The following is a 24,955-nucleotide window of genomic DNA, read 5'->3' on the forward strand; positions in this document are numbered from 1 at the left end:
GAAGCGCGTTTCATGTTCTCGTTGCAGACCATCTTCGGTTCCGGCAAGCAGTTCTACACCCTGCTCGACGAAGCGGCGCAGGCCGCCTACGACAGCACCAAGGCACTGCATTCGATGATGCGCCAGGCCTCGGACCGGCAGCCGGCGCTGGACGCCTTCAAGCTGGCGCGGCTGCGCGAGCGCGCCGCGTCCGACAAGATCGGCCAGGCGCTGGTCGACAGCTTCATGACCCCGATCGAGCGCGAGGACATCGAGGCGCTGGGCTCGGCGCTGTACAAGATCCCCAAGCAGGTGGAGAAGTTCGCCGACCGCTATTCGCTGGCGGTGCAGCACCTGGAGCACATCGATTTCGCCCCGCGCGCGGCGATGCTGGAGCAGGCCGCGGCGGTGGTGGTGGAGATGGTCCACGACCTGCGCAACATGCACCTGGACCGGATGAGCGCGCTCAACGACAAGCTGCGCTCGCTGGAGAACGAGGCCGACCGGCTGATGCTGGAGCTGTACCGCGACATCTATTCCGGGCGCCTGGACAACCTGCAGATGTTCCTGCTCAAGGAGTTCTTCGAGATCCTGGAGAAGGCCATCGACCGCTGCCGCGAGGCCGGCGTGGTGGTCTACCAGATCGTGCTGAAGAACTCGTAATGGGTACGGTCCGGATCCGCTGCATGCGCGGCCGTGCCGCCATGCCCGCCGCCGCGACGTCGGCCTTCGGCGCTGCCGCCGGCGCGAGGAGCGCACGATGCTGACGCTGGTCCTGATCGTGATCCTGGCCGCGTTGGTGTTCGAGTTCATCAACGGCTTCCACGACACCGCCAACTCCATCGCCACGGTGGTCGCGACCAAGGTGCTCAGCCCCGGCTGGGCGGTGACCCTGGCCGCCGGCATGAACCTGGTCGGCGCGCTGACCGGCACCGCGGTGGCGATGACCATCGCCTCGGGCCTGCTCAACACCGACGTGGTGACGGTCACCCCGCAGGTGATCCTGTGCGCGCTGCTCGGCGGCATCGTCTGGAACCTGATCACCTGGTGGAAGGGCCTGCCGTCCTCGTCCTCGCACGCCTTGATCGGCGGCCTGTGCGGCGCCGGTCTGGGCGCGGCGCACAACAACTGGGGCGCGCTGATCTGGTCGCAGAACGTGGGCGACTGGGCCAAGAACAAGGGCCTGCTGTGGAAGGTGTTCGTGCCGATGATCACCTCGCCGATCGCCGGCTTCCTGCTCGGCATCGCGGTGATGCTGCTGCTGTGGGCGCTGATCGCCGGCCTGTCCAAGGTCGGCGGGCGCATCGGCCGGCTGGCGCGGCCGCGCTGGGTCAACGCCTTCTTCGGCAAGGCGCAGATCGCCTCGGCCGCGTACATGGGCTACGCGCACGGCCACAACGACGCGCAGAAGACCATGGGCATCATCGCCATGACCCTGGTCGGCGCGCAGAGCACCGGCGCGCTGGACGACCTGCCGGCGTGGCTGGCGTTCCTGCACCCGGCCGCCAGCCAGGGCCAGGGCATCGCCACCTGGATCGTGCTGACCTGCGCGGTGGTGATGGCCGCCGGCACCGCCTCGGGCGGCTGGAAGATCATCAAGACGCTGGGCCACAAGATGGTCAAGCTGCACCCGATCCACGGCTTCGCCGCGGAGACCAGCTCGGCGACGATCCTGACCCTGGCCGCGCACTTCGGCATGCCGGTGTCCACCACCCACAGCATCTCCACCGCGATCATGGGCGTGGGCTTCGCCAAGAACCCGCGCTCGCTGCGCTTCGGCGTGATCGAGCGCATCGTCTGGGCCTGGATCCTGACGATTCCGGCGGCCGCCGGCGTGGCGTATTTGATTTTCCGATTGTTTGCGCTGTTTGGTTGGACGTGAGGGATTGGGGAGTCGGGATTAGGGATGCGTAGAAGCGGGTCTGGCGTGCTCCGGAACCTTGCTCTTGCCAATCCCGAATCCCCAATCCCGAATCCCGGCTAGTTGGCGCGATACATCGCCAGCACATCCCCGCGCAACGCGCGCTGGCTGTCGGCGCGGTTGTAGAACATGTGGCCGCCGGGGTAGTTCTTGACCTGCACCCGGGTCGGGTCGTTGCCCATCACCGGCATCTGGTCCACGGTCAGCACCGAGCCCATGAACGGGCACGACAGGTCGTTCCAGCCGTGCACGATCAGCACCCGCAGCTTGGGGTCGATCGCCACCGCCTGGCGCAGTTCGGTCACCGAACCCTTGCGCAGTTCGTCGTTCCAGTCCCACAGCTTGTTCACGCCGTAGTTCAGCGCCTGGTAGCGCGCATCGACCTTCCAGCCGACCACGCGGGTCACGAAGTCGACCATCGCGGTGGTGGTCGGGGCGATGATGCTGTCCAGCAGCGGATCGTTGGCGCGCTGCTCCGGCGCGTTCGGGAACGGATCGAACGCGGTCACGTTGGAGTCGTAGCGGCTGCCGAGCTGGCCCTTGTCGCGGAACACCTCGCGCAGGTAGGCCTGGGTTTCCAGGCGGCCGCCGGCGCGGCGCACGTACACCGGGTCCAGCCCGGTCATCGCCGCCACCTGCTGCACCATGCGCTCGCTGCCGGCCGTGTCCGAACGCCCGCGCAGCAGCGCGGTGACGTAGTCGCCGCGGGTGTAGTCGATCACCTGGCGCATCGCTTCCGGGGTCAGTCGCTGCTCGCGCTCCAGGTGCGCGGCGGCGATCGAGGGCAGGGTCAGCATCCACGCCAGCGGCGACACGTCGCCGTTGTCGTCCAGGGTCGGGTTGAGGTACGGCGAGACCAGCACCACGCCGTTCATCGCCACGCCCAACTGGGTCTGCAGGTAGTGGGTGATGCGCGGGCCGCGGAAACCGCCGTAGCTCTCGCCGACCAGGTACTTGCGCGACTGCAGGCGCTGGTTCTTCAGCAGCCAGTCGTAGATCGTGCGCGACAGGTACTCGACGTCGGCCTGCGGGTTGTAGAACTGTTTCTTGGCCTCCTCGTCGCCGATCCGCGAACGGCTGAAGCCGGTACCGACCGGGTCGATGAACACCAGGTCGGTGAAATCCAGCCAGGTGCCGGGGTTGTCGTGCAGCGTCGCCGGCGCCGAGGCGCTGTCGCCCTCGCTGCCGAAGGCGACCACCTTCGGCCCGATCGCGCCCAGGTTGAGGTAGACCGACGCGGCGCCGGGGCCGCCGTTCAAGGCGAAGGTGACCGGCCGGTCCTTGCCGTCCACGGTGTAGGCGGTGAACACCACGTCGGCGACGACCTTGCCCTGCGCGTCCTTCACCGGCAGCGTGCCGACCGTGGCGGTGTAGCTGAGCGACTTGCCGTCGACGCGGGTGACCTGGCGCACCTTCGCATCGGCCGGCAGCGCGGCCGGCTTGGCCTGTTCGGCGCTGTCGGCCTTGTCCGTTTTGTCCGTCTTGTCGGCATCGGCGGCCAGTGCAGCGGTCATCGGCAGAACGGCCAGCAACAGCGCGGCCAGCAGGGGCTTGGACAGGGTCGGCACGGTGGGCGCTCGGCAGAAGGGAAGCCGGCATGCTAGGCCGCGCCGAGGCGCTGGCGGATGTGCACAAAGGCATGGTCGAGGCGGGTCGCCGGCGTGCGTGCCGGCCTCGGCGCGAAGCGTTATCGGCGCCGGCTACAATCGCCGCCGTCTTCGCGCTGCCCGGTCGGTCGTCATGTTCGCCGCTCGCTCGTGGCCACAGGCCGCGTTGCCGCTGTTGCTGCTGGTCGGCTGCGCCACGCCGCCGCCCGCGCCACTCGTGTCGCCCGGCTCGCCGGCCGCACAGGATCCGCATGCGCATGATCGCCAGCGCCTGTGGCGGCTGCTGGACACGCAGTGCCTGCCGGCCGCGCGCGCCGGCCGCGATCCGGCGCCATGCAGCGAGGTGCATCCGCAACGCGGACAACGCTACGCGCTGATGAAGGACCTGCGCGGCGCCTCTCAATACCTGTTGATCCCGACCGTGCCGGTCAGCGGCATCGAAGACCCGCGCGCGCGGGCCGCGACCGCGCCGAACTGGCTAGCGCTGGCCTGGCAGGCGCGGTCGCGGGTCGAGCGGGTGCTGCGCCGGCCATTGCCGCGCACCTACGCCAGCCTGGCGATCAATGCGCCGGTCGCGCGCTCGCAGGACCAGTTGCACGTGCACATCGATTGCCTGGATCCGCAGGTGCGCGCGCAGCTGGACACGCTGCAGGCGCGGATCGGGCCGGATTGGGCGCCGTTGCCGCAGCGCCTGCATGGCCATGTCTATCGCGCGATGCGCCTGGACGGCGCGGACCTCAACGCGCGCCCGTTGGCGTTGCTGGCGGGCAGCCTGCCGACGCCGCAGGCCATGGCGCGGCAGACGCTGGCGGTGGTCGGGGCGCGTTTCGGGGACGGCCGCCCCGGGTTCCTGTTGCTGGCCGGGGAGGCGGACCAGGGCGATGGCGGCGGCGGCGCGGAGGAACTGCAGGATCACGGCTGCACCGCGCTGGCACCGCGCGCCGGCGCCGCGATGGGGTCTACCAGGCCAGCGCCGGATCCGGATCCGGGCAGCGCGGCAGCGGCCGGCAGATGAAGGCCAGGATGTAGATGCTGTCGTCGCGTGGCGCCGCTGCCTGCGCGGGCACGGCCGGCGCCGTGGGAGCCACGGGCGCGACCTCGGCCACGCGCAGGTCGCGCGCATACGCATCCAGGCGCAAGCGCCGCAACGTCGCCTGCGCGGCCACCGGCTGCGCCGCGACCGGTGCCGGCCGCCCGATCGCGATGCGCGGCCGCAGCGTCGATGCGGCGACGGCGCGCAGCGGCATGCGCAGCGTCGTGGCGGCGGCCGGCGCCGCCATCTCCGGGGCGCCGCGCGGCGCAATCATGATCGCCGGCCGCCGGCGAATCCCGATCGGCCCCTCGGGCACGCGCGGGAGCAGCCGCGGCCGGACGATCCGGGTCGGGCTCAACCGCAGCTGCCGCAGCAGCATCGGGTCGAACCCCAGCGCGGCGTTGGGCGCCGTCGGTGCCGGCGCGCTCGGCTTGCGCTGCACCTGGATGTCGCGCGCGAACACCACGGCCACCGGATAGGCGGTGCACAGGCCTTGCGCAGGAGACTGGCCGTCGCTGAGCTGCCGGTTGGCATCGGCGAAGCGCCAGAAGCGTGCCGCGAAGGCGTCAGCGCTGAACCAGGGGCGGATCAGCGCCGCCGAACTGAACTCGAAGCGCAGTGAGGCGATGCCCGCGTCGCCGCCGGCTCCCAGTCGTGCGCGCATCTCTGCCGGCGCCTCGGCCAGCGCCGCATCGATTTCCGCGCCGCTGAGTTCGAAGCGGCGCCAGGACCCTTCCTCCAGTGCGTTTCCGGGCGCATAGCTGGTCGGGTACACCTGCAACTGGTCGCTGGCGCGGGTCAGCGTGTCCATGTCGGGATTGCAGCGCCCTTTCCATTCGCTGAGCGTCTGCCACGGTGATTTTGCGCCGAGCCCGCTGACCTGGGCCTGCGCCTGTTCGACCGCATCGCGGTAGCCCAGCGCCGCCCAGTCGGCCATGGCATCGTCCAGCCCGCGTTGCAGGGCAGGCTGCTGCAGGTCGTGCCAGGCCTGCACCTGCGCCGCGTCGCCAGCGGTGGCGGTGGCCTGCTGCCCCAGGTAGTCCTGCTGCAGCAGCAGGTAGCGATCGCGATAGCTGCGGTAGGCGAGCGCGGCGTCGGTCGGCAGGCGCCGGCCGTCCTCGTCCTGCCGGTACAGCACCGCCGATGCGGCCTGGTAGTCGGCCTCTTCCTGCGCGCTGCGGGTGGACTGGGCGAATTCGGCTTCGCGCAGCACCTGCGCGTAGATGTCCCACAGCAGCGTCTGGCTGTCGCCGCTCCAGGCAGGGCCTTCGGGGATACGGTTGGCCAGCAACGAAAATTCGATCAGGTGCTGCATCGTGCCGTCGCCGAGCAGGTCCAGCGCCGCAGGCGCGAACGCCAACGGCGTGACCGGGAAGCTGAGGTCGGTGTCGTCGCTGCCGAATACGTGTTCGGCCTTGGCCATCAAGGCCAGTTGGGCGGCTGCGTCCATTGCAGGCGATTCCTTGAAGAAGGGAACATCGGGCGTGCGCAAGGCGGCAGGCGGCCGTTCGGCCGCCCGCCACTGCGACGCGGCGCCGCTCAGATCCAGTCGGTGATGCTGGGCAGCGGATCCGGCGACTTCGGGAACACGTGGCACTTGAAGCCGATGATCTGGGTGCCGTCGACCTTCATCGTCTGGCTTTCGCGGTCGTAGTGCCCCTGGCTGGAGCGCTCGCCGCTGGCCGAGCTGCGCCCGTGCGAACCGCCCATATGGAACGGACCGAACGAGAACACGCCGCCGCCGCTGGCGGAGGAGCGCTGCCAGGACTCGGCCATGTCGCTGAAGCCGGAGGACTTGGCGAAGCACAAGGTGAGGTCGCGGACCAGGATCAGCGAGGTCGGGTAGGCCGGCAGCAGGCCCTTGGCCGGGGTCGCGCCGTCGGAGGCGAACTGGCCCTTGGCCTCGGGGTTGTTCTGGTCCATGCGCCAGCTCTTGCTCATCAGGAACGAGGTCTTGAACCAGGGCCGCACGATCGGCATCTGCGCGATGCTGAACTTCATGCTGAAGTGCTCAGAATCGAACTGCACGTGCGACTGGCTTTCGCCGCTGGCGCTGCTGGCCTTGCCGCCGCCGGCAAAGATGCCCAGAAACCCGCCGCCGGCGCTGGTGCTGGAGCGGCGCATCGCATAGCTGGAGTTGCTGGAGTTGTTGTAATCGGCGGAGCTGAAGCCGAATTCGGTCCAGCCGGCGTTGTCCATGAAGTTGCCCGGCACCACCGAGCTGTAGAAGAAGTCGCTGCCGGACGGGCCGCCGGTCAACCGTGCCTTTTCCAGGTCGTCACGGTACTGCTGCTTGAGCAGGGCCATGTCGCGCTGCATCACCTGGTCGATGAACGCGGCGATCTGCTCGTAGTCGTTCTTGTAGCCGTTGGACACCCAGTCGGACATCGCCGCCTTGACCTTGTTGCGCAGGATGTTGGCGTTGATCGCCCAGTTCTGCACTGCGCGCTGCGTGGACGCAGCCAGGGCGTCGATGCGCTGATTGTTGTATTCCAGCGCTGCGCTCATGTAGTCGACCATCTTCTCGTTGTAGGCCTTGACCAGCGGGCTTGGCTCGGTGACCTCGACCTCGCTGTCGTCGATCAGGTTCTTTTTCTTGGTTGTTGTCTGCAGCAGGCCGCGGAACTTCTCGATCTTCTTCTTGATGTCATCCGGCAGCTCGTTGTGCATGACCTGGCTCATGCGCAGGATGTAGTCGTAGCGCTCGGACAATGTGCCTTCGTTGTTCATCACGCTCAGTGCGGCGAACTGGTTGTTGACGTTGGCGGCCAAGTCGGGCACGAAGTCGACCAGACGCGCGAAATTTTCTGCCTGTAGGATCAGTTGCCCTGCATCGCTGCCTTTGTACTCTTCAAGTTGTGCAGGGGTCATTTCCGGTGCGGTGGTGCTGCCATCGGGCTGGGCCGTCCGCGTTTCCTCCAGCGCGGCCTTGCGCACCACGCCGGTTAGGCCCTGCTTCATGAAGCGCACGTCCTCGGGCTGCAGCGGAATGCCGGGCGTGGCCCAGCTGAAGAAATTGTCCTCGGATTTGGGGACGGTATCGTCGCCGTTGGTGAGGACGTTGTAGACCTTGCCCATGACCGAGTTGAGCATGACGTCGGGAGTGACGAGTGGCATGAAAGTGCTCCTTGCGATAGGAAGATGGGCGGCGTTCCCGCCGCCCTGGAGTTCACGGAAGATCGGCGATCACCGCGCCGTAGTAGTTGTCGACGAACGACTGCTGCGGCACCGCCAGGTCGACGCTGTTCTCGCCCCACGACCAGATCGACAGCAGCACGTCGTCCTTGTGGAACTTGAGCGTGCCGTCATCGTTCTGCGGGCCGTCCATCACCGCCACGGTAATGTTGTTGAGCCCGACGATGTAGTGGTTGGGGAACAGGTTCAGCAGAAACCGCTCGTCGATCGACGCCGCACTGCGCCGGGCGTCGTGCAGCAGATTGGTGTTGATCAACAGCGACACGTCGCGGCCTTCGCGGAACTCGATGCCGGTGGCGTGCGGGATACCGGCCGGCGCGGCCCAGTTGCCCTCGTCGCTGACCTGCGCATAGATGCCGGTGGCGCGCAGCCAGCTTGCCAGTTCTTCCGGTCTGGTCAGTGCGGCCAGCTGCTGCTCCGGATCGCCGACCCAACTGCTCTGCCAGAACGGCTGGTCGGTGTTGCGGATCGCGCTGAGCAGCATCCAATCCGCGCCGTAGGTGTTGGTGCTAAGGTTGCTGTAATCCTGCGCCAGCAGCGTGTCCTTGGGCACGATGGATAGATCGCCCAGGTCGGCGCTGCCGTCGTCGTACAGCGTGGTGGCGAAGTTGGCGAATCCCAGCGGATCGCGGCTGGCCCACATCACCAGCAGCGCCGCCGGCCCGCACAGGTTCAAATAGCCCTGGCGGATCAGGCGCGGGTTGTTGACCAGGTCGAGCAGGCGGTCGGCCACTTCGGTGCGATCCAGTCCATTCCAGGAACCGCTGCCGTCGGTGTCGCGGAAGGTGGCGATGACATCGCGCGCTTCGTCGATGTCGGAGACGCTGCGGGTGTCGGTGGCGCGGGTGTCGGTGAGCAGGGCGTCGAGTTGGGTGAGATCGTCGAACGCCGGGGTGTCGGAGCTGTAGCCCATGATGGCTTCCTTTTCGTGGTTGATTCCTGATGCGGCCGGCGCAATGCGGGCCACCCCATCAACAACGCCGCATGCGAAAAAAAGCGGACAGTCCTGTGCGAAATTTTTTGAGGCCGGAGGTGTTGCCGAGCGTGGCCGCTTTGCGCGGCGATCACGTACGCGCATGCCGCGCGCGAGCCATTCTTTGCGTGTGCGCAGGCAATGCGAGCTGATGCGCCTGATCAATGCATGCAAGCGCAACGGCGGGGCCATTGCGTTTTCGCCGACAGCAAGGCGCGTGTCGGCTGCCGTGGGAGGGCTTCGGCCCCGAAGCCATGTAGTAGGACGCGGCGGTTACCGCTCGCTCGTCGCGACTGGAGTCGCTCCACAAAGGGCGGCTCGGCATGCGGTTGGCTGGATGGGTTCAACCGATATTGCAGCAGCACCGCCTTTCGGCATGCGCATGGTGTGACTGAAGTCGCTCCTGCAGTGCTTCGTCGTGTAGCCGGTGCACTGTGGGAGGGACTTCAGTCCCGACTGCAATGAGGCCAGGCGCGCAATGCAATACCTGTCGCTATTGCATCGCGGTCGCGGATCATCGAGCGGCGATCAAGCAGCGGGTCGCAAGAAGCGGGCGACCGCACCGAATCCCGAAGCATCGATCCCGACGAAACGCCTCAGACCTCCAGCGACGCCAGGTCGCCCTTGCTCTCCAGCCACTGCTTGCGGTCGCCGGCGCGCTTCTTGGCCAGCAGCATGTCCATCAGCGATGCGGTCTCGTCGCCTGCGTCGACGGTCAGCTGCACCAGCCGCCGCGTGTCCGGATGGATGGTCGATTCGCGCAACTGCTGCGGGTTCATTTCGCCCAGTCCCTTGAAGCGTGTCACGCTGAGCTGGCCCTTGAGCTTCTCGCGCGCGATCTTCTCCAGCAGCGAGCGCTTCTCTTCCTCGTCCAACGCGTAGAACACCTGCTTGCCCACGTCCACGCGGAACAGCGGCGGCATCGCCACGAACACGTGGCCGGCATCGACCAGCGCGGGGAAGTGGCGCAGGAACAGCGCGGTCAGCAGGGTGGCGATGTGCAGCCCGTCGGAGTCGGCGTCGGCCAGGATCACCACTTTGCCGTAGCGCAGCCCGCTGATGTCGTCCTTGCCCGGATCGCAGCCGATCGCGATCGCCAGGTTGTGCACTTCCTCGGAGGCCAGCACGCTGCCGGAGGCCACTTCCCAGGTGTTGAGGATCTTGCCGCGCAGCGGCAGGATCGCCTGGAAGTCCTTGTCGCGCGCCTGCTTGGCGCTGCCGCCGGCCGAGTCGCCTTCCACCAGGAACAGCTCGGTGCGTGACAGGTCCTGGCTGATGCAGTCGGCCAGCTTGCCGGGCAGGGCGGGGCCGGAGGTGACCTTCTTGCGGGTGATCTGCTTTTCGGTCTTCAGCCGCGCGCTGGCGCGGTCGATCGCGATCTGCGCGATGCGCGTGCCGGTTTCCACGTTCTGGTTCAGCCACAGGCTGAAGGCATCGTGCGCGGCGCCTTCGATGAAGCCGGCGGCCTGGCGCGAGGACAGGCGTTCCTTGGTCTGGCCGCTGAACTGCGGGTCGGTCATCTTCAGCGACAGCACGAAGGTGACGCGGTCCCACACGTCTTCCGGCGCCAGCTTGACGCCGCGCGGCAGCAGGTTGCGGAAGTCGCAGAACTCGCGCAGCGCGTCGGTGAAACCGCTGCGCAGGCCGTTGACGTGGGTGCCGTGCTGCGCGGTCGGGATCAGGTTGACGTAGCTTTCCTGCACCAGCTCGCCGTCGGCGACCCAGGCCACCGCCCAGTCGACGATCTCGCGGTCCTTCTTCAGGTTGCCGACGAACAGGTCGGCCGGCAGCAGCTCGCGCTCGGACAGCTCGCCCTTGAGGTAATCGCGCAGGCCGTCCTCGAAATACCAGGTGTCCTGCTCGCCGGTCGCCTCGTCGTGCAGCTTCACGGTCAGCCCGGGGCACAGCACCGCCTTGGCGCGCAGCAGGTGGCGCAGCGCGCGCACCGCGAACTTGGGCGTGTCGAAATACTTGGGGTCGGCCCAGAAGCGCAGGCGCGTGCCGGTGTTCTTCTTGCCGACGCTGCCGACGATCTCCAGCTTGGACGCCGGGAAGCCGTCGGCGAATTCCATCCGGTATTCGTTGCCGTCGCGCTTGATGAACAACTCGACCTTCTTCGACAGCGCGTTGACCACGCTGACGCCGACCCCGTGCAGGCCGCCGCTGAAGGTGTAGTTGCGGTCGTTGAACTTGCCGCCCGCATGCAGCCGGGTCAGGATCAGCTCGACGCCGGAAATCTTCTCCTCCGGATGGATGTCCACCGGCATGCCGCGGCCGTCGTCGGACACTTCGCAGCTGCCGTCCTTGAACAGGGTCACCTCGATGTGCCGGGCGTGGCCGGCCAGCGCCTCGTCCACCGCATTGTCGATGACTTCCTGCGCCAGGTGGTTGGGGCGGGCGGTGTCGGTGTACATGCCCGGCCGGCGCTTGACCGGGTCCAGGCCAGAGAGAACTTCGATGTCGGCGGCGTTGTAGCGGGTATTCATGCGTCTCAACAGGTGGCGCGAAGCAGATTCGGAAAGTGTGCGGTCTGCGGCGGTTTTTTGCACGTCGCCGGTGTTCAGGGCCGGTGCCGTGGCGATGGGCTAGCCTGGCTCTGGAAAAACCGCGGCGGCATCCCCATTGTCGTTGCAGCCTCACCCAAGGAGTACGCCATGAACGTTCGCAAGCTGTTGACCCTGGCCGCGCTGGTCGCCGCCGCGGTGGCAATCCCGGTGGCGATGGCCCAGGCGCAGAGCCCCGATCCGGCCACCTCCGGCGCTGCCGCCTACGAGGCGCAGGTCGCGAAGGAAAAGGCCGAAGCCGACGCCAAGGCCAAGCGCCGCGCCGCCGCAGCGGCCGAGCACAAGGCCGGCAAGGACGCGGCCGCGCCGAAGAAAGAGGAAGAAGAGGAAGCGCGCAAGCCCTGATCGCGCGCCCTGTTTTGCCTTGCGACGCCCCGGTTGCCGCCGGGGCGTTTTTCTTTATGTGCGGTCGATTCGTCCGAAAGCGCTTGGGCAAATCGGCTTCACCCGTTAAACTATGGCTTTCCGGGAGGCCTTAGAGCCATGACCCCCCTGATCTTCGTTACCGGCGGCGTAGTGTCCTCGCTTGGCAAGGGCATCGCGGCCGCTTCGCTTGCGTCCATCCTCGAAGCACGTGGCCTGTCGGTCACGATGATGAAGCTGGACCCCTACATCAACGTCGACCCGGGCACGATGAGCCCGTTCCAGCACGGCGAGGTGTATGTCACCGACGACGGCGCCGAAACCGACCTGGACCTGGGCCACTACGAGCGCTTCGTGCGCACCCGCCTGTCGCGCAAGAATTCGGTCACCACCGGCCGCATCTACGAGAACGTGATCCGCAAGGAGCGCCGCGGCGACTATCTCGGCGCCACCGTGCAGGTGATCCCGCACATCACCGACGAGATCCGCCGCTGCGTCGACGAAGCCACCGCCGGTTTCGACGTGGCCCTGGTGGAGATCGGCGGCACCGTCGGCGACATCGAATCGCTTCCGTTCCTGGAGGCGATCCGCCAGGTGCGCACCGAGCGCGGTGCGGAACGGGCGATGTTCATGCATCTCACCCTGGTGCCGTACATCGCCGCCGCCGGCGAACTGAAGACCAAGCCGACCCAGCATTCGGTCAAGGAACTGCGCTCGATCGGCATCCAGCCCGATGTGCTGCTGTGCCGCTCGGAGAAGGCGATCCCGGATTCGGAGCGGCGCAAGATCGCGCTGTTCACCAACGTCTCCGAGCGCGCGGTGATCAGCGCCGCCGACATCGACGTGCTCTACGGCATGCCGCTGGAACTGCACCGCCAGGGCCTGGACGAGATCGTCATCGACCAGTTCAAGCTGCGCGACAAGGTCGGCCCGGCCAACCTGTCCGAATGGGAAGCGGTGGTCGACGCAACCAAGCATCCGCTCGACGAGGTCACCATCGCCGTGGTCGGCAAGTACGTCGACCACCAGGACGCGTACAAGTCGGTCGGCGAGGCGCTCAAGCACGGCGGCCTGCGCCAGCGCACCAAGGTCACCTTGAAGTGGCTGGAGGCGCAGGAACTGGAAGGCAGCGACCTGTCGGCGCTGGCCGACGTGGACGGCATCCTGGTCCCCGGCGGCTTCGGCGACCGCGGTTTCGAAGGCAAGGTGCTGACCTCGCGCTATGCGCGCGAGCACGGCGTGCCGTACTTCGGCATCTGCTACGGCATGCAGGCCGCGGTGGTCGACTATGCGCGCCATGTCGCCGGCCTGGACGGCGCCAACAGCACCGAGAACGACCGCCAGTCGCCGTACCCGGTGATCGGACTGATCACCGAGTGGCGCACCGCCACCGGCGACGTCGAGAAGCGCGACGAGAAGTCCGACCTCGGCGGCACCATGCGCCTGGGCCTGCAGGAACAGCGGCTCAAGCCGGGCACGCTGGCGCGCGAGCTGTACGCCAAGGACGTGGTGTCCGAGCGCCACCGTCACCGCTACGAGTTCAACAACCGCTACCGCACGCAGTTGGAGGACGCCGGCCTGGTGGTCTCGGCCAAGTCGATGGACGACACGCTGGTGGAGATGGTCGAGCTGCCGCGCGAGACCCACCCGTGGTTCCTGGCCTGCCAGGCGCACCCGGAGTTCCTGTCCACCCCGCGCGACGGCCACCCGCTGTTCATCGGCTTCGTGCGCGCCGCGCGCGAGCGCAAGGCCGGCGGCAAGCTGTTGAAGGAAGCGCGCGCCTGATTGATCCCTTCTCCCTCCGGGACCATGGCCCCCTTTTCGGGGGAAGGTGGCGCGAAGCGCCGGATGAGGGTACGGGCGAAGCCTCGCGCGCCTGAACTCCTCGAGGCTTCGCCCGCACCCTCACCCCAACCCCTCTCCCAATGGGAGAGGGGCTCAACCCAATAGGTGACCTGATGAAACTGTGTGACTTCGAAGTCGGCCTTGACCAGCCGCTGTTCCTGATCGCCGGCCCGTGCGTGATCGAGTCGATGCAGCTGCAGTTGGACGTGGCCGGCAAGCTCAAGGAGATCACCGGCAGGCTGGGGATCAACTTCATCTTCAAGTCGAGCTTCGACAAGGCCAACCGCACCTCCGGCACCAGCTTCCGCGGCCCGGGCCTGGAAGAAGGCCTGAAGGTGCTGGATGCGGTGAAGCGGCAGATCGGCGTGCCGGTGCTGACCGACGTGCACGAGTACACCCCCATGAACGAAGTCGCTGCGGTGGTCGACGTGCTGCAGACGCCGGCGTTCCTGGTGCGCCAGACCGACTTCATCAAGAACGTCTGCGCCGCCGGCAAGCCGGTCAACATCAAGAAGGGCCAGTTCCTCGCGCCGTGGGACATGAAGCCGGTGGTGGACAAGGCAAAGTCGACCGGCAACGAGCAGATCATGGTCTGCGAACGCGGCGCCAGCTTCGGCTACAACAACCTGGTCAGCGACATGCGCTCGCTCAGCGTGATGCGCGACACCGGTTGCCCGGTGGTGTTCGACGCCACCCATTCGGTGCAGTTGCCGGGCGGGCAGGGCAGCAGCTCCGGCGGCCAGCGCGAATTCGTGCCGGTGCTGGCGCGTGCCGCAGTGGCGGTGGGCATCTCCGGCCTGTTCGCCGAGACCCATCCGGACCCGTCCAAGGCCCTGTCCGACGGCCCCAACGCCTGGCCGCTGGACCGTATGGAAGAGCTGCTCGAAACGCTGATGGAACTGGACACGGTAACCAAGAAGCACGGGTTCGCGCGCTTCGCATGACGTCCGACCCATGGGCGCTGGCGGCGTCGCGCCGGCAGCGCCGGCACTGGCGCCATTGGCCCTGGGGCTGGATGGCGTTGGCCCTGTCGATCGGTGCCTGGGCCTGTCTGGCCGTCATGGCGTTCCTGGTCGCCGCCAGCATCGGCATGCCGGGCGACGGCAGCCATGCAATGCAGGCCACGCGGATCCCGATGCTGGTCACGCTGGTGGTGGGCGCGCTGCTGACCGTGGCGTGCCTCATCGCCAGCCCGGCGGCGTTCTGGCTACGTCGCCAACCTGCCGCAGCGGCCATCGCGCTCGCGCTGCTGCTGGTGTTGGCGCTTTTGTTTGGCGTGTCGCTGCTGGGCTTGACGGCCTAGCGGCGCATTGGCCGGCCCGTCGCGCGTCTCAGCCCCGTGCGATTTGGCAATGGGACGGTGTGCGGCGATAATCCGGCAGCTTGTTTCCGGTGTACTTTCCCCCTTACTGGTAACCGATCGGACCTATGACCACTATCGCCAAGATCCACGCCCGCGAGATCCTCGATTCCCGCGGCAATCCCACGCTCGAAGCGGAAGTCACGCTGGCCGACGGCTCGCTGGGCCGCGCCGCGGTGCCGTCGGGTGCGTCCACCGGCACCAAGGAAGCGGTCGAGCTGCGCGACGGCGACAAGACCCGTTACCTGGGCAAGGGCGTGCGCAAGGCGGTGGAGAACGTCAACACCACCATCGCCAACGCGCTGCAGGGCTTCGACGCGGCCGACCAGCAGGGCTTGGACCGGCGCCTGATCGACCTCGACGGCACCGAGAACAAGGGCCGCCTGGGCGCCAACGCGCTGCTCGGCGTCTCGCTGGCCAACGCGCACGCGGTGGCGGCTTCGCGCAAGCAGGCGCTGTGGCAGTACCTGGCCGGCGCCAACACCGCCAACGTGGCACTGCCGGTGCCGATGATGAACATCATCAACGGCGGCGCGCATGCCGACAACAACGTCGATTTCCAGGAATTCATGGTGCTGCCGGTCGGCGCCGCTTCGTTCTCCGAGGCGCTGCGCGCCGGCACCGAGATCTTCCACGCGCTCAAAGCGGTGCTGAAGGGCCATGGCCTGTCCACTGCGGTCGGCGACGAAGGCGGCTTCGCGCCGGACTTCCGCAGCAACGTGGAAGCGCTGGATACCATCCTCGAGGCGATCGGCAAGGCCGGCTACACCGCCGGCGAAGACGTGCTGCTGGGCCTGGACGTGGCTTCCAGCGAGTTCTACGACAACGGCAAGTACCACCTGGTGGGCGAGGGCAAGCGCCTGACCAGCGAGCAGTTCGTCGACTTCCTCGCCGACTGGGCCGCGCAGTACCCGATCGTCAGCATCGAGGACGGCCTGGCCGAGGACGACTGGGCCGGCTGGAAGCTGCTGACCGACCGCCTCGGCAGCAAGGTGCAGCTGGTCGGCGACGACCTGTTCGTGACCAACCCGAAGATCTTCAGGCAGGGCATCGAATCCGGCACCGCCAATGCGATCCTGATCAAGGTCAACCAGATCGGCACCCTGACCGAGACCCTGGAAGCGATCGCGATGGCCGACAAGGCCGGCTACGCGGCGATCGTCTCGCACCGGTCCGGCGAGACCGAGGACACCACCATCGCCGACATCGCCGTGGCCACCACCGCCACCCAGATCAAGACCGGCTCGCTGTGCCGCAGCGACCGCGTGGCCAAGTACAACCAGCTGCTGCGGATCGAGGAAGCGCTGGGCAGCGGTGCGCGCTACGCGGGGCGCGACGCATTCGTCTCGCTCAAGCGGTAGGCCGTGCGCAACTGGCGCTGGCTGCTGCTGGTGCTGGCCGGACTGCTGGCGTGGCTGCAGTACCGTTTCTGGTTCGGTCCGGGCAATTCCGGCGAGGTCCTGGTGCTTGAAAGCCAGGTCGAGCACCAGAAGCGCGATAACGAAGGCCTGCAGCAACGCAATGCCGCACTCGCCGCCGAGGTCAAGGACCTCAAGGACGGCGAGGCGGCGATCGAGGAGCGCGCGCGTAGCGAACTGGGCATGATCAAACCGGGCGAAAAGTTCTACCGCGTGGTCGAGGATGCGCCGGTGCCGACCGCGCCGGCCGCCGACGGCGCGCCGGCGCAGGCGCCGGCTGCGCCGAGCGAACAACCCTGATGGCCACGGTCTGGGCCGTGGTGCCGGCCGCCGGTCGCGGCAACCGCTTCGGCAGTCCCGTGCCCAAACAGTATCTGCAGGCCGGCGGGCAGCCGTTGATCGCGTATGCGCTGCAGGCCTTGCTGGCGCATCCGGCGGTGGCCGGGGCGATGGTCGCGTTGGGCGCCGACGATGCCGACTGGCCGGGCTGGACCGATGTGGCCGGCAAGCCGGTGCTGACCTGCGTCGGCGGCAGCAGTCGCGCCGATTCGGTGCTGGCCGCGCTGGAGGCCTTGCCGGAGACGGTCAAGGCGGACGATTTCGTGCTGGTGCACGATGCGGCGCGGCCGAACCTGGCGCTGGCCGACCTGGACCGGCTGCTGGAAACCGGGCGCGGCGATCCGGTCGGCGCGATCCTGGCCGCACCGGTGCGCGACACGCTCAAGCGTGCCGGCGACGATGGCGGCATCGACGCCACCGAGCCGCGCGAGCGGCTGTGGCGCGCGCTGACCCCGCAGCTGTTCCGGCGCCTGCAGCTCACCCGGGCGCTGGAACAGGCCGCGGCGGCCGGGGTCGAGGTCACCGACGATGCGATGGCGATGGAGTTGCTGGGCCTGCGGCCGCTGCTGGTCGAGGGCGCCGAAGACAATTTCAAGGTCACCACCCCGGCGGATCTGGCGCGCTTCGAGTTCGCGTTGTTCCAGCGGAACGGGTGATGAGGTTCGAAGTGTCCGTCGCCCATGCGTGGCTGCAGCTGGCCGAATGCGACGCGATCGTGCGCGACCCGCTGGACATCGCGCGCGAGGCGCAGGCCAACCTGTGGGCGTTCTCGCCGCGCGAGGACCAGAACGCAGGCATCGACACGGAGACGGTGACGCGCTTCGTGGAGGCGGTCGCCGCCAGCCGGCATGCCGCATTGATCGACGCCGCGGCACCGGCGATGACCTTTTACTGCTGGCACGACCGCCAGGTGCGGCAGTTGCGTTTCAGCCTGGTCTCGTCCTCGCATGGGCGCCTGCCGTTCGCGCGCGCGCCCATAGCGGTGGCGCTGCGCGATGTCGTCGCCAGCGTGGTGCACGACGACTGGCTCAACCCGGCCTGGGGCGCGCAGGACGATTCCGGTTCCGGGTCTGCGCCGCCCGCCGAATTTCAGGCATTCGTGCTCGCGTTGAACGGTCGCGCCTGATGGCGATGCGACCGGTCGCCGGCACTCACACATAGGATCGATATGGCCGACAACGCCGCGCTTCCCCCCTTCCGCATCGGCCAGGGCTACGACGTGCACGCCTTCGGCGAGGGCGACCACGTGATGCTCGGCGGCGTGCGCGTGGCGCACGAACGCGGCGTGCTCGCGCACAGCGACGGCGACGTGGTGATCCACGCGCTGTGCGACGCGCTGCTCGGCGCGCTGGCGCTGGGCGACATCGGCCAGCATTTCCCGCCGTCGGACGCGCGCTGGAAGGGTGCCGACAGCGCGCAGTTCCTGAGCCATTGCGAGCAGCTGCTGCGCGAGCGCGGCTGGCAGCTCGGCAACGCCGACGTCACCGTGATCTGCGAGCGGCCGAAGGTCGGCCCGCATGCGCTGGCGATGCGCGAACGCCTGGCCGCGCTGCTGCAGGTCGGCATCGACCGCGTCAGCGTCAAGGCCACCACCAGCGAAAAGCTGGGCTTCACCGGCCGCGGCGAAGGCATCGCGGCGCAGGCGGCGGTGCTGCTGGTGGCGCTGTGAGCGACTTGCCGCGCGCGTTCGGCGCCGCGCCGCTGCAGGCGCGCATGCGCAGCGTCGCCGAAGACTTTCAGGTCGACGAACTGCCCGCGTTCGAGCCCAGCGGCGAGGGCGAGCACCTGTTGCTGACCGTGCGCAAGCGCGGCATGAACACCGCCTTCGCCGCGCGCCGCCTGGCGCAATGGGCCGGCGTGGCGGACATGGCGATCGGCTATGCCGGCATGAAGGACCGGCACGCGGTCACCACCCAGCGCTTCTCGGTGCACCTGCCCAAGCGCGTGGCGCCGGCGCTGGAGGCGCTGCACAGCGAGGACCTGCAGGTACTGCAGGCGCAGTGGCACAACCGCAAGCTGCCGCGCGGCGCGCTGGCCGGCAATGGCTTCGTGCTGGTGTTGCGCGAGGTGCGCGGCGAGCGCGCTGCGATCGAGGCGCGGCTGGCGCAGATCAGCGCGCGCGGCATCCCCAACTGGTTCGGCGAGCAGCGCTTCGGCCGCGACGGCGGCAACGTCGGCAACGCGTTGGCGATGTTCGACGGGCGCAGGGTCCGGCGCGAGCAGCGCTCGCTGCTGTTGTCGGCTGCCCGTTCGGAACTGTTCAACCGGGTGCTGGCCGCGCGCGTGGCGGCGGGCAACTGGGACGCCGCGCTGGACGGCGAGGTGTGGCTGCTCGACGGCAGCCGCAGCGTGTTCGGCCCGGAGCCCTGGTCCGAGGTGTTGGCCGAGCGGCTGCAGCGCTTCGACATCCATCCCTCGGCGCCGCTGTGGGGCGCCGGCGAACTGCGCAGCGCCGATGCGGCGCGTGCGCTGGAACTGGCGGCGTTGGACGATGCGACCTCGGCGCGTCTGCGCGAGGGCCTGGAGCGCGAAGGCCTGAAACAGGAGCGGCGCGCCACCCGCTTGCGCGCGGCCGAGCTGCAATGGCGCTGGCTGGACGCGGACGATGGCGCGCTGGAGCTGCGTTTCGCCTTACCGCCGGGCAGCTACGCCACCGCGGTGCTGCACGAGTTGGGCGAGATCGCCGACGCGGGGCAGGGCGCGCAGGCCGAGCCGGCGGCGCAGGAATGAGCCGTGCAGCGCTAGGGCGTGTCATCAATCCCCGAGCAGGTCGCGTTGGGTCTGTCAGGTCGCCAGCCGGTGCTGCGTGGCGCAGCGCCTGACTGGCGGTCAGGTCAAGCCGCGCGGCGCCGGCTGGCGGCCTGACAGACCCAACCCGCAGGGCCGCTCTTGCGCGCGCGGTGCCGTGTCATCGCTGTAGCTCACTTCCTCCCTCCCCCTGCCCGCGCATGTATGCGCAAGAGTGGCGCGGGCTGCTCGGGGATTGATGACACGCCCTAGGTCAGCGCCGCGCCAGCAGCACCAGCATCGCCCCGGTGCCGCCTTGCGTGGGCGGCGCCGAATGGAACGCCAGCACGTCGTTGCGCTGGCGCAGCAGGCGGTCGACCAAATTCTTCAGCAGCGGAATGCCGCCGGACTGCAGGCCCTTGCCGTGCACGATGCGCACGCAGCCGTACTCGTGCGCATGCGCCTCGGCGATGAACTGGCGCAGCAGCGCCTCGGCCTGCGCCGCGTTGGCGCCGTGCAGGTCGAGTTCGTCCTGGGCCGAGAACTGGCCACGGCGCAGGCGCTGGAACACCCGCGCCGGCACGTTCTCGCGGCGGTAGCTGGCCACGTCACCGGCCTCCAGCGGCGCGCTGTCGCGCAGCAGGCGCTGGAATTCGCTCTGCGCCTCGGCGTCGTCGCGCTCGGCCATGCGCGCGCGCGGCTTCGGCCGCGGCTTGGCGTTGGCCGGCGGCGTCGCGTTGAGCGGCGTGACCGCGCCGATCGCCGCGCGGAACAGGGCGGCGGGATCTTCGTCTTCGGGATGCGACATGGCGCACAGCGTAACCCGCCAGTCACGCGGCGCAAGCCGTGCATGAGGGCGGAAGGCGGGGGACGCATCCGGTATCATGGTCGGGTTATCCGAGGAGTCCCATGCGCGTACTAGTGAGCAACGACGACGGCGTCGACGCCCCCGGCATCAAGATGCTGGCCGAGCAACTGCGCAGTGCGGGCCACGAAGTGACCGTGGTCGCACCCGACCGCGATCGTTCCGGCGCCAGCAACTCGCTGACCCTGGATCTGCCGATCCGGATCAAGCGCATCGACCCGCACACCTGCAGCGTCGCCGGCACCCCGACCGACTGCGTGCACCTGGCGCTCACCGGCATGCTCGACGACGAGCCGGACATGGTGGTTTCCGGGATCAACAACTCGGCCAACCTGGGCGACGATGTGATCTATTCGGGCACCGTGTCGGCGGCGATGGAAGGCCGCTTCCTCGGCCTGCCCGCGGTGGCGATGTCGCTGGTCACCCACAACCACGAGCCGAAGCACTTCCAGACCGCCGCGCGCGCCGCGGTCGAGATCGTGGCGCGGCTGAAGGCCGATCCGCTGCCGGCGGACACCATCCTCAACGTCAACGTGCCGGACCTGCCGTGGAGCGAGATCAAGGGCTTCGAGGTCACCCGGCTCGGCAACCGCCACCGTTCCGAGCCGTGCCTGCCGCAGCCGGACCCGCGCGGCGGCACCGTGTACTGGATCGGCCCGGCCGGCCGCGAGCAGGACGCCGGCCCCGGCACCGATTTCCACGCGGTGCGCACCGGCTTCATCTCGATCACCCCGATCCAGGTCGACCTGACCCGCTACCAGGCGCTGGAGACAGTCGCCAGCTGGGTCGGCGGCCTCACCGCCGCGCTGGACAACCCGGCATGACCCCGCGGCTGCGCCTGCAACCGGAAGCGATCGGCATCGGCATGACCTCGCAGCGCGTGCGCGACCGCCTGGTCGAGCGCCTGCGCGAGGCCGGCATCGGCGACGAGGCCGTGCTCAACGCGGTGCGTACCGTGCCGCGGCACCTGTTCATCGACGAAGCGCTGGCCTCGCGCGCCTACGAGGACACCGCGTTGCCGATCGGCCATGGCCAGACCATCTCGCAGCCGTGGGTGGTGGCGCGGATGACCGAGACCGTGCTCGAGGCGGCGCCGAAGAAGGTGCTGGAAGTGGGCACCGGCTCCGGCTACCAGGCCGCGATCCTGGCCGCGCTGGGGCTGGAGGTCTATACGGTGGAGCGCATCGGCGACCTGCTGCGGCAGGCGCGCAAGCGCTTGCGCCAGCTCGGCATGAACGTGCGCAGCAAGCACGACGACGGCCGCATCGGCTGGGCCGAGCACGGCCCCTACGATGCGATCGTGGTCACCGCCGCGGCGCCGGCGCTGGTCGATGCGCTGGTCGCGCAGTTGGCCCCGGGCGGCTGCCTGGTCGCGCCGGTCGGCGGCCCTTCGTCGCAATCGTTGGTGCGCCTGCGCCGCGACGCCGACGGCCGGATCGAGCAAGACATCCTGGCGCCGGTGACCTTCGTCCCGCTGCTGTCGGGCATGCTGGATTGAGTCATGCTGGATTGAATCATGCTGAATTGAATCAGCCTGAATTGAATCACCCCAGATTGAATCAGTGGAGTTGCGTTGGATGAAGATATTCGGGCCGTTGTACGAACGCGCCATCGGCTGGTCGCGGCACCGCCGCGCCCCGGCGTTCCTGACCGGGCTCAGCTTCGCCGAGGCGATCGTGTTCCCGGTGCCGCCAGAGGTGATGCTGGCGCCGATGTCGCTGGCGCAGCCGCGGCGTGCGCTGTGGTTCGCCACGCTGAGCCTGATGGGCTCGCTGGCCGGCGCGCTGGTCGGCTACATGCTCGGCCATTTCGCCTTCGCCGCGGTGCAGCCGCTGATCGAATGGCTGGGCTGGACGCAGAAGATCGATGCGCAGGTGAGCCATCTGCGCGAAGTGGTTGCCGAATCGCCGTGGCGCGCCTTCTGGCTGCTGGTGCTGGCCGGTTTCACCCCGATTCCGCTGAAGATATTTACCTGGGCCTCAGGCATCGTGGGAATCCCGCTGCTACCGTTCCTGGCGAGCATGTTGGTCGGCCGCGGCAAGCGCGTGTATCTGGTGGCCGGCGCGATCCGCCTGGGCGGGCCGCGCGCGGAAGCCGCGTTGCGTCGCTGGATCGAACCGCTCGGTTGGATCGCGATGGCGATCCTGGCGCTGCTGGTGGTGTGGGTCCTATGGAGAGCGAAGTACGGATGAGCGTCGATCGGGTGGTGCGTAACGGCCTGCGTTGCAGCGTGTGGTTGCTGGTGGCAGCAGGATTGGGCGCATGCAGCAGCGCCACCGTGGTGCGCACGTCCGGCGCGCCCGGCAAGTCCGGCGCACCGGCGGCGCGTCCTTCGGTGCCCAAGCCCGGGGTCAGCGTCAGCGTGCGCCGCGGCGACACGCTGTATGCGATCGCCCGCGTCAACAACATCAGCCCGCAGGACCTGGCCGCCTGGAACCGCCTGCCGCCGCCGTACACGATCTACCCGGGGCAGTCGCTGAAGCTGTATCCCCCAGGCGGCGGTGGTGGCACGGTCGTGGCGCGACCCGGTAGCACTGCAGTGGTACCGCCGCCGAGTTCCGCGGGAACCGTCACGCGGCCGCCGGTCGCGGCGCCGACCCCGGTCAGCAGCGGCTTCAACTGGCGCTGGCCGGCCGAAGGCGCGGTGGTCAGCCGCTTCGTCGTCGGCGAGACCACCAAGCAGGGCGTGGACATCGCCGGCAGCAGCGGCCAGGCGGTGCGCGCGGCCGCCGACGGCGTGGTGGTGTACTCGGGCGCCGGCCTGGTCGGCTATGGCGAACTGATCATCATCAAGCACAACGAGCAATGGCTGTCGGCCTACGGCCACAACCGCAAGCGCCTGGTCAACGAAGGCCAGAACGTGAAGGCCGGCGAGCAGATCGCCGAGATGGGCCGCAGCGGTGCCGCGCGCGACATGCTGCACTTCGAGATCCGCTACAACGGCAAGCCCGTCGACCCGCTGCTATATCTGCCCAGCAAGTAACCGGCACGTCGTTCGTTGGGCGGATCCCCGGCCCGGCGCAGCGCGCCGGGCGCTCAGCGGCGCGGTCCGGTGGACCGCAAGCGGCGCCGCTTCGCCCGCTACAACGGCAAACCGGTCGACCCGCTGTTGTATCTGCCCAGCAAGTAATCGGCACGTCGTCGATTGGGCGGATCCCCGGCCCGGTGCAGCGCGCCGGGCGCTCAGCGATGCGCGGTCCGGTGGACCGCAAGCGGCGTCGATTCGCCCGCTACAGCGGGCAAACGGTCGAGCCCGCTGTTGTGCCTGCTGAGCAAGAAATCACGATCGGGCCGGTCCGGCGCAGTGCGCCGGCAGATTGGGAGACAACGCGACCAGAGCAGACGGCGGCCGCGGCGTCGCTCAGCCTTCGAGCAGGAACCCGACCGCCACGCGCCGGCCTTCGGCGGCCAGCACGTTGTAGGTGCGGGCGGCGGCGGCGTTGTTCATCACTTCGATGCCGATGCCGCGGGTCAGGAACAGCGCCAGCGCGGCGGCGGGCGGGAATACCTGGCGTTCGCCGGTACCCAGGATCACCAGCGCCGGGTTCAGCTCCAGCAGCGGCTGCAGTTGCTGCGGCTGCAGCTCGGCCGCGGCCGGCGCGTCCCAGTGCTCGACCAGGGTGTCCGGGGCGAGGATGAAACTGCGGGTCAGCAAGCGGTCGTTCACCTTCGCCTGGCGGCCGTCGGCCATGCGCAGGGTGTAGGCGTAGTCGGGCAGGTCCTGGGTCAGCTGCATGATGTCACCGAGCAGTGGATCAGCCGCGTGGCAGCACGATCTGGCGGTCTTCCTTGGCCGGGCGGTACAGGATCGCGGTGTGGCCGATGCGCTGCACCAGCACGCTGTGCGATTGCTCGACCAGGTTGGCGATGCTCGTGTCGCGGGCCTCGCGGTCGTCGCCGCCGACCTTCACCTTGACCAGTTCGTGGCGCTCCAGCACCTCGTCCAGTTCGGCCAGGAAGGCCGGCGTGATGCCCTTGCCGCCGATCTGCAGCAGGGGTTTGAGGTCGTGCGCCAGGCCGCGCAGGAAGCGGTTCTGGGACGGGGTCAGGCTGATCGACATGCAGGCGGGAACGGGGTTGCCAAGGGCGATCAGGGTATCATGGCCGTCCACTACGACCGCGATCCCATGGCAACCCGCAGCAAAAGCAGCCAACGCTGGCTCCGCGAACATTTCGCCGACCCCTTCGTGAAGAAGGCCCAGGCCGAAGGCATGCGTTCGCGTGCCGCCTACAAGCTGGAAGAGTTGCTGCAGCGCGACAAGCTGCTCAAGCCGGACATGCTGGTGGTCGATCTCGGCGCCGCGCCGGGCGGCTGGTCGCAGCAGGTGCGCAAGTCGCTGGGCGAGCGCGGCCGGGTGCTGGCGCTGGACATCCTGGAGATGCCGCCGCTGGCCGGCGTGGAGTTCCTTCACGGCGACTTCAGGGAGGAGGAGGTGCTATCGCAGTTCGAGGAAATGCTGGGCGGCAACCCGGTAGACCTTGTGCTGTCGGATATGGCCCCCAATAAAAGCGGCATGGATGCGGTGGACCAGCCGCGGATGATGCATCTGGCCGAATTGGCGATGGCGTTCGCCGATACCCACCTCAAACCGGGCGGGGCGTTCCTGATCAAGCTGTTCCAGGGCGTCGGGTCCGACGACTACATCCGCGAGATGCGCCGCCGTTACGAAAAGGTGTCCATCCGCAAACCGGCGGCGTCGCGCAAGCGTTCGCCGGAGGTCTATGCCCTCGGGCAGGGCAAGCGTGCCCAGATCAAGTAAGCTGAA

At 68.5% G+C, this 24,955-nt stretch carries 27 protein-coding genes; 19 read left to right on the forward strand and 8 right to left on the reverse strand.

The window, feature by feature from the left end; translation table 11 throughout:
* Positions 1-12: 12 nt before the first annotated feature.
* Positions 13-642 carry a DUF47 domain-containing protein gene (locus NUG20_RS09370; protein ID WP_263398064.1) on the forward strand — a complete coding sequence of 210 codons (630 nt, stop codon included), beginning with the start codon at positions 13-15 and terminating at the stop codon, positions 640-642.
* 97 nt (positions 643-739) lie between these two features.
* On the forward strand, positions 740-1,861 hold the full coding sequence (locus NUG20_RS09375) for an inorganic phosphate transporter (protein WP_263398065.1): 1,122 nt from the start codon (positions 740-742) through the stop codon (positions 1,859-1,861).
* A gap of 98 nt (positions 1,862-1,959) precedes the next feature.
* Here NUG20_RS09375 and NUG20_RS09380 read toward each other — a convergent pair whose 3' ends face one another.
* On the reverse strand, positions 1,960-3,414 hold the full coding sequence (locus NUG20_RS09380; protein ID WP_263398436.1) for a S10 family peptidase: 1,455 nt from the start codon (positions 3,412-3,414) through the stop codon (positions 1,960-1,962).
* Positions 3,415-3,640: 226 nt separating this feature from the next.
* On the opposite strand from NUG20_RS09380, the gene NUG20_RS09385 reads away from it, so the two are divergent.
* Positions 3,641-4,522: a CDP-diacylglycerol diphosphatase gene (locus NUG20_RS09385; protein ID WP_263398066.1), complete on the forward strand. Its 882-nt coding sequence runs from the start codon at positions 3,641-3,643 to the stop codon at positions 4,520-4,522.
* Here the strand turns inward: NUG20_RS09385 and NUG20_RS09390 are convergent.
* From NUG20_RS09390 to NUG20_RS09400, 3 genes are all read right to left on the reverse strand, one after another.
* On the reverse strand, positions 4,467-5,990 hold the full coding sequence (locus NUG20_RS09390; protein WP_263398067.1) for a hypothetical protein: 1,524 nt from the start codon (positions 5,988-5,990) through the stop codon (positions 4,467-4,469). The genes NUG20_RS09385 and NUG20_RS09390 overlap by 56 nt on opposite strands.
* Before the next feature lie 89 nt (positions 5,991-6,079).
* Positions 6,080-7,657 carry a hypothetical protein gene (locus NUG20_RS09395; protein WP_263398068.1) on the reverse strand — a complete coding sequence of 526 codons (1,578 nt, stop codon included), beginning with the start codon at positions 7,655-7,657 and terminating at the stop codon, positions 6,080-6,082.
* 52 nt (positions 7,658-7,709) lie between these two features.
* Entirely contained in the window at positions 7,710-8,648 is a 939-nt protein-coding gene (locus tag NUG20_RS09400; protein WP_263398069.1) for a hypothetical protein, read from the reverse strand.
* On the opposite strand from NUG20_RS09400, the gene NUG20_RS09405 reads away from it, so the two are divergent.
* Positions 8,647-9,099 (forward strand): hypothetical protein, encoded by a 453-nt coding sequence (locus tag NUG20_RS09405; RefSeq protein WP_263398070.1) that lies wholly within the window; start codon positions 8,647-8,649, stop codon positions 9,097-9,099. The genes NUG20_RS09400 and NUG20_RS09405 overlap by 2 nt on opposite strands.
* 205 nt (positions 9,100-9,304) lie before the next feature.
* Here the strand turns inward: NUG20_RS09405 and parE are convergent, their stop codons facing one another.
* Entirely contained in the window at positions 9,305-11,194 is a 1,890-nt protein-coding gene (parE, locus tag NUG20_RS09410) for a DNA topoisomerase IV subunit B (RefSeq protein WP_263398071.1), read from the reverse strand.
* A 168-nt stretch (positions 11,195-11,362) separates the two neighbouring features.
* Between parE and NUG20_RS09415 the strand changes: the two genes are divergently transcribed.
* From NUG20_RS09415 to truD, 10 genes are all read left to right on the forward strand, one after another.
* Entirely contained in the window at positions 11,363-11,617 is a 255-nt protein-coding gene (locus NUG20_RS09415; protein WP_185826391.1) for a hypothetical protein, read from the forward strand.
* Between the two features lie 138 nt (positions 11,618-11,755).
* Positions 11,756-13,420: a CTP synthase gene (locus NUG20_RS09420; protein ID WP_263398072.1), complete on the forward strand. Its 1,665-nt coding sequence runs from the start codon at positions 11,756-11,758 to the stop codon at positions 13,418-13,420.
* Positions 13,421-13,593: 173 nt separating this feature from the next.
* The gene (gene kdsA, locus NUG20_RS09425) at positions 13,594-14,424 is read left to right on the forward strand and encodes a 3-deoxy-8-phosphooctulonate synthase (RefSeq protein ID WP_263398073.1); all 831 of its coding nucleotides are present in this window, start codon (positions 13,594-13,596) and stop codon (positions 14,422-14,424) included.
* 71 nt (positions 14,425-14,495) lie between these two features.
* Positions 14,496-14,783 (forward strand): hypothetical protein, encoded by a 288-nt coding sequence (locus NUG20_RS09430; protein ID WP_317852739.1) that lies wholly within the window; start codon positions 14,496-14,498, stop codon positions 14,781-14,783.
* A gap of 125 nt (positions 14,784-14,908) precedes the next feature.
* Positions 14,909-16,201 (forward strand): phosphopyruvate hydratase, encoded by a 1,293-nt coding sequence (gene eno, locus NUG20_RS09435; protein WP_263398075.1) that lies wholly within the window; start codon positions 14,909-14,911, stop codon positions 16,199-16,201.
* Between the two features lie 3 nt (positions 16,202-16,204).
* Positions 16,205-16,558 (forward strand): cell division protein FtsB, encoded by a 354-nt coding sequence (ftsB, locus tag NUG20_RS09440; protein WP_263398076.1) that lies wholly within the window; start codon positions 16,205-16,207, stop codon positions 16,556-16,558.
* On the forward strand, positions 16,555-17,253 hold the full coding sequence (gene ispD / locus NUG20_RS09445; protein WP_263398437.1) for a 2-C-methyl-D-erythritol 4-phosphate cytidylyltransferase: 699 nt from the start codon (positions 16,555-16,557) through the stop codon (positions 17,251-17,253). The genes ftsB and ispD overlap by 4 nt, the downstream gene beginning before the upstream one ends.
* Positions 17,253-17,723, forward strand: coding sequence for a hypothetical protein (locus NUG20_RS09450; protein WP_263398077.1), 471 nt, complete (start codon positions 17,253-17,255; stop codon positions 17,721-17,723). The genes ispD and NUG20_RS09450 overlap by 1 nt, the downstream gene beginning before the upstream one ends.
* Positions 17,724-17,765: 42 nt before the next feature.
* Complete coding sequence (ispF, locus tag NUG20_RS09455) at positions 17,766-18,266, forward strand: 2-C-methyl-D-erythritol 2,4-cyclodiphosphate synthase (protein WP_263398078.1); 501 nt, start codon at positions 17,766-17,768, stop codon at positions 18,264-18,266.
* Complete coding sequence (gene truD / locus NUG20_RS09460; RefSeq protein ID WP_263398079.1) at positions 18,263-19,327, forward strand: tRNA pseudouridine(13) synthase TruD; 1,065 nt, start codon at positions 18,263-18,265, stop codon at positions 19,325-19,327. The genes ispF and truD overlap by 4 nt, the downstream gene beginning before the upstream one ends.
* Positions 19,328-19,598: 271 nt before the next feature.
* On the opposite strand, the gene NUG20_RS09465 is transcribed toward truD, so the two are convergent.
* Positions 19,599-20,132: a Smr/MutS family protein gene (locus NUG20_RS09465; protein WP_263398080.1), complete on the reverse strand. Its 534-nt coding sequence runs from the start codon at positions 20,130-20,132 to the stop codon at positions 19,599-19,601.
* 101 nt (positions 20,133-20,233) lie between these two features.
* Between NUG20_RS09465 and surE the strand changes: the two genes are divergently transcribed.
* The 4 genes from surE (at position 20,234) to NUG20_RS09485 (ending at position 23,172) form a co-directional block, all read left to right on the forward strand.
* Positions 20,234-21,013, forward strand: coding sequence for a 5'/3'-nucleotidase SurE (surE, locus tag NUG20_RS09470; RefSeq protein WP_263398081.1), 780 nt, complete (start codon positions 20,234-20,236; stop codon positions 21,011-21,013).
* Complete coding sequence (locus tag NUG20_RS09475) at positions 21,010-21,687, forward strand: protein-L-isoaspartate(D-aspartate) O-methyltransferase (RefSeq protein WP_263398082.1); 678 nt, start codon at positions 21,010-21,012, stop codon at positions 21,685-21,687. The genes surE and NUG20_RS09475 overlap by 4 nt, the downstream gene beginning before the upstream one ends.
* A gap of 79 nt (positions 21,688-21,766) precedes the next feature.
* Entirely contained in the window at positions 21,767-22,381 is a 615-nt protein-coding gene (locus NUG20_RS09480) for a YqaA family protein (RefSeq protein WP_263398083.1), read from the forward strand.
* Positions 22,360-23,172, forward strand: coding sequence for a peptidoglycan DD-metalloendopeptidase family protein (locus NUG20_RS09485; RefSeq protein ID WP_263398084.1), 813 nt, complete (start codon positions 22,360-22,362; stop codon positions 23,170-23,172). The genes NUG20_RS09480 and NUG20_RS09485 overlap by 22 nt, the downstream gene beginning before the upstream one ends.
* A gap of 378 nt (positions 23,173-23,550) precedes the next feature.
* Here NUG20_RS09485 and NUG20_RS09490 read toward each other — a convergent pair whose 3' ends face one another.
* Together NUG20_RS09490 and yhbY are read right to left on the reverse strand one after the other, a co-directional pair.
* The gene (locus NUG20_RS09490) at positions 23,551-23,925 is read right to left on the reverse strand and encodes an Mth938-like domain-containing protein (RefSeq protein WP_263398085.1); all 375 of its coding nucleotides are present in this window, start codon (positions 23,923-23,925) and stop codon (positions 23,551-23,553) included.
* A 19-nt stretch (positions 23,926-23,944) separates the two neighbouring features.
* Positions 23,945-24,250 carry a ribosome assembly RNA-binding protein YhbY gene (gene yhbY / locus NUG20_RS09495; protein ID WP_263398086.1) on the reverse strand — a complete coding sequence of 102 codons (306 nt, stop codon included), beginning with the start codon at positions 24,248-24,250 and terminating at the stop codon, positions 23,945-23,947.
* Positions 24,251-24,316: 66 nt separating this feature from the next.
* Between yhbY and rlmE the strand changes: the two genes are divergently transcribed.
* Entirely contained in the window at positions 24,317-24,949 is a 633-nt protein-coding gene (rlmE, locus tag NUG20_RS09500) for a 23S rRNA (uridine(2552)-2'-O)-methyltransferase RlmE (RefSeq protein ID WP_263398438.1), read from the forward strand.
* Positions 24,950-24,955: the final 6 nt, after the last annotated feature.

Source organism: Xanthomonas sp. CFBP 8443 (assembly GCF_025666195.1).
GTDB lineage: Bacteria > Pseudomonadota > Gammaproteobacteria > Xanthomonadales > Xanthomonadaceae > Xanthomonas_A.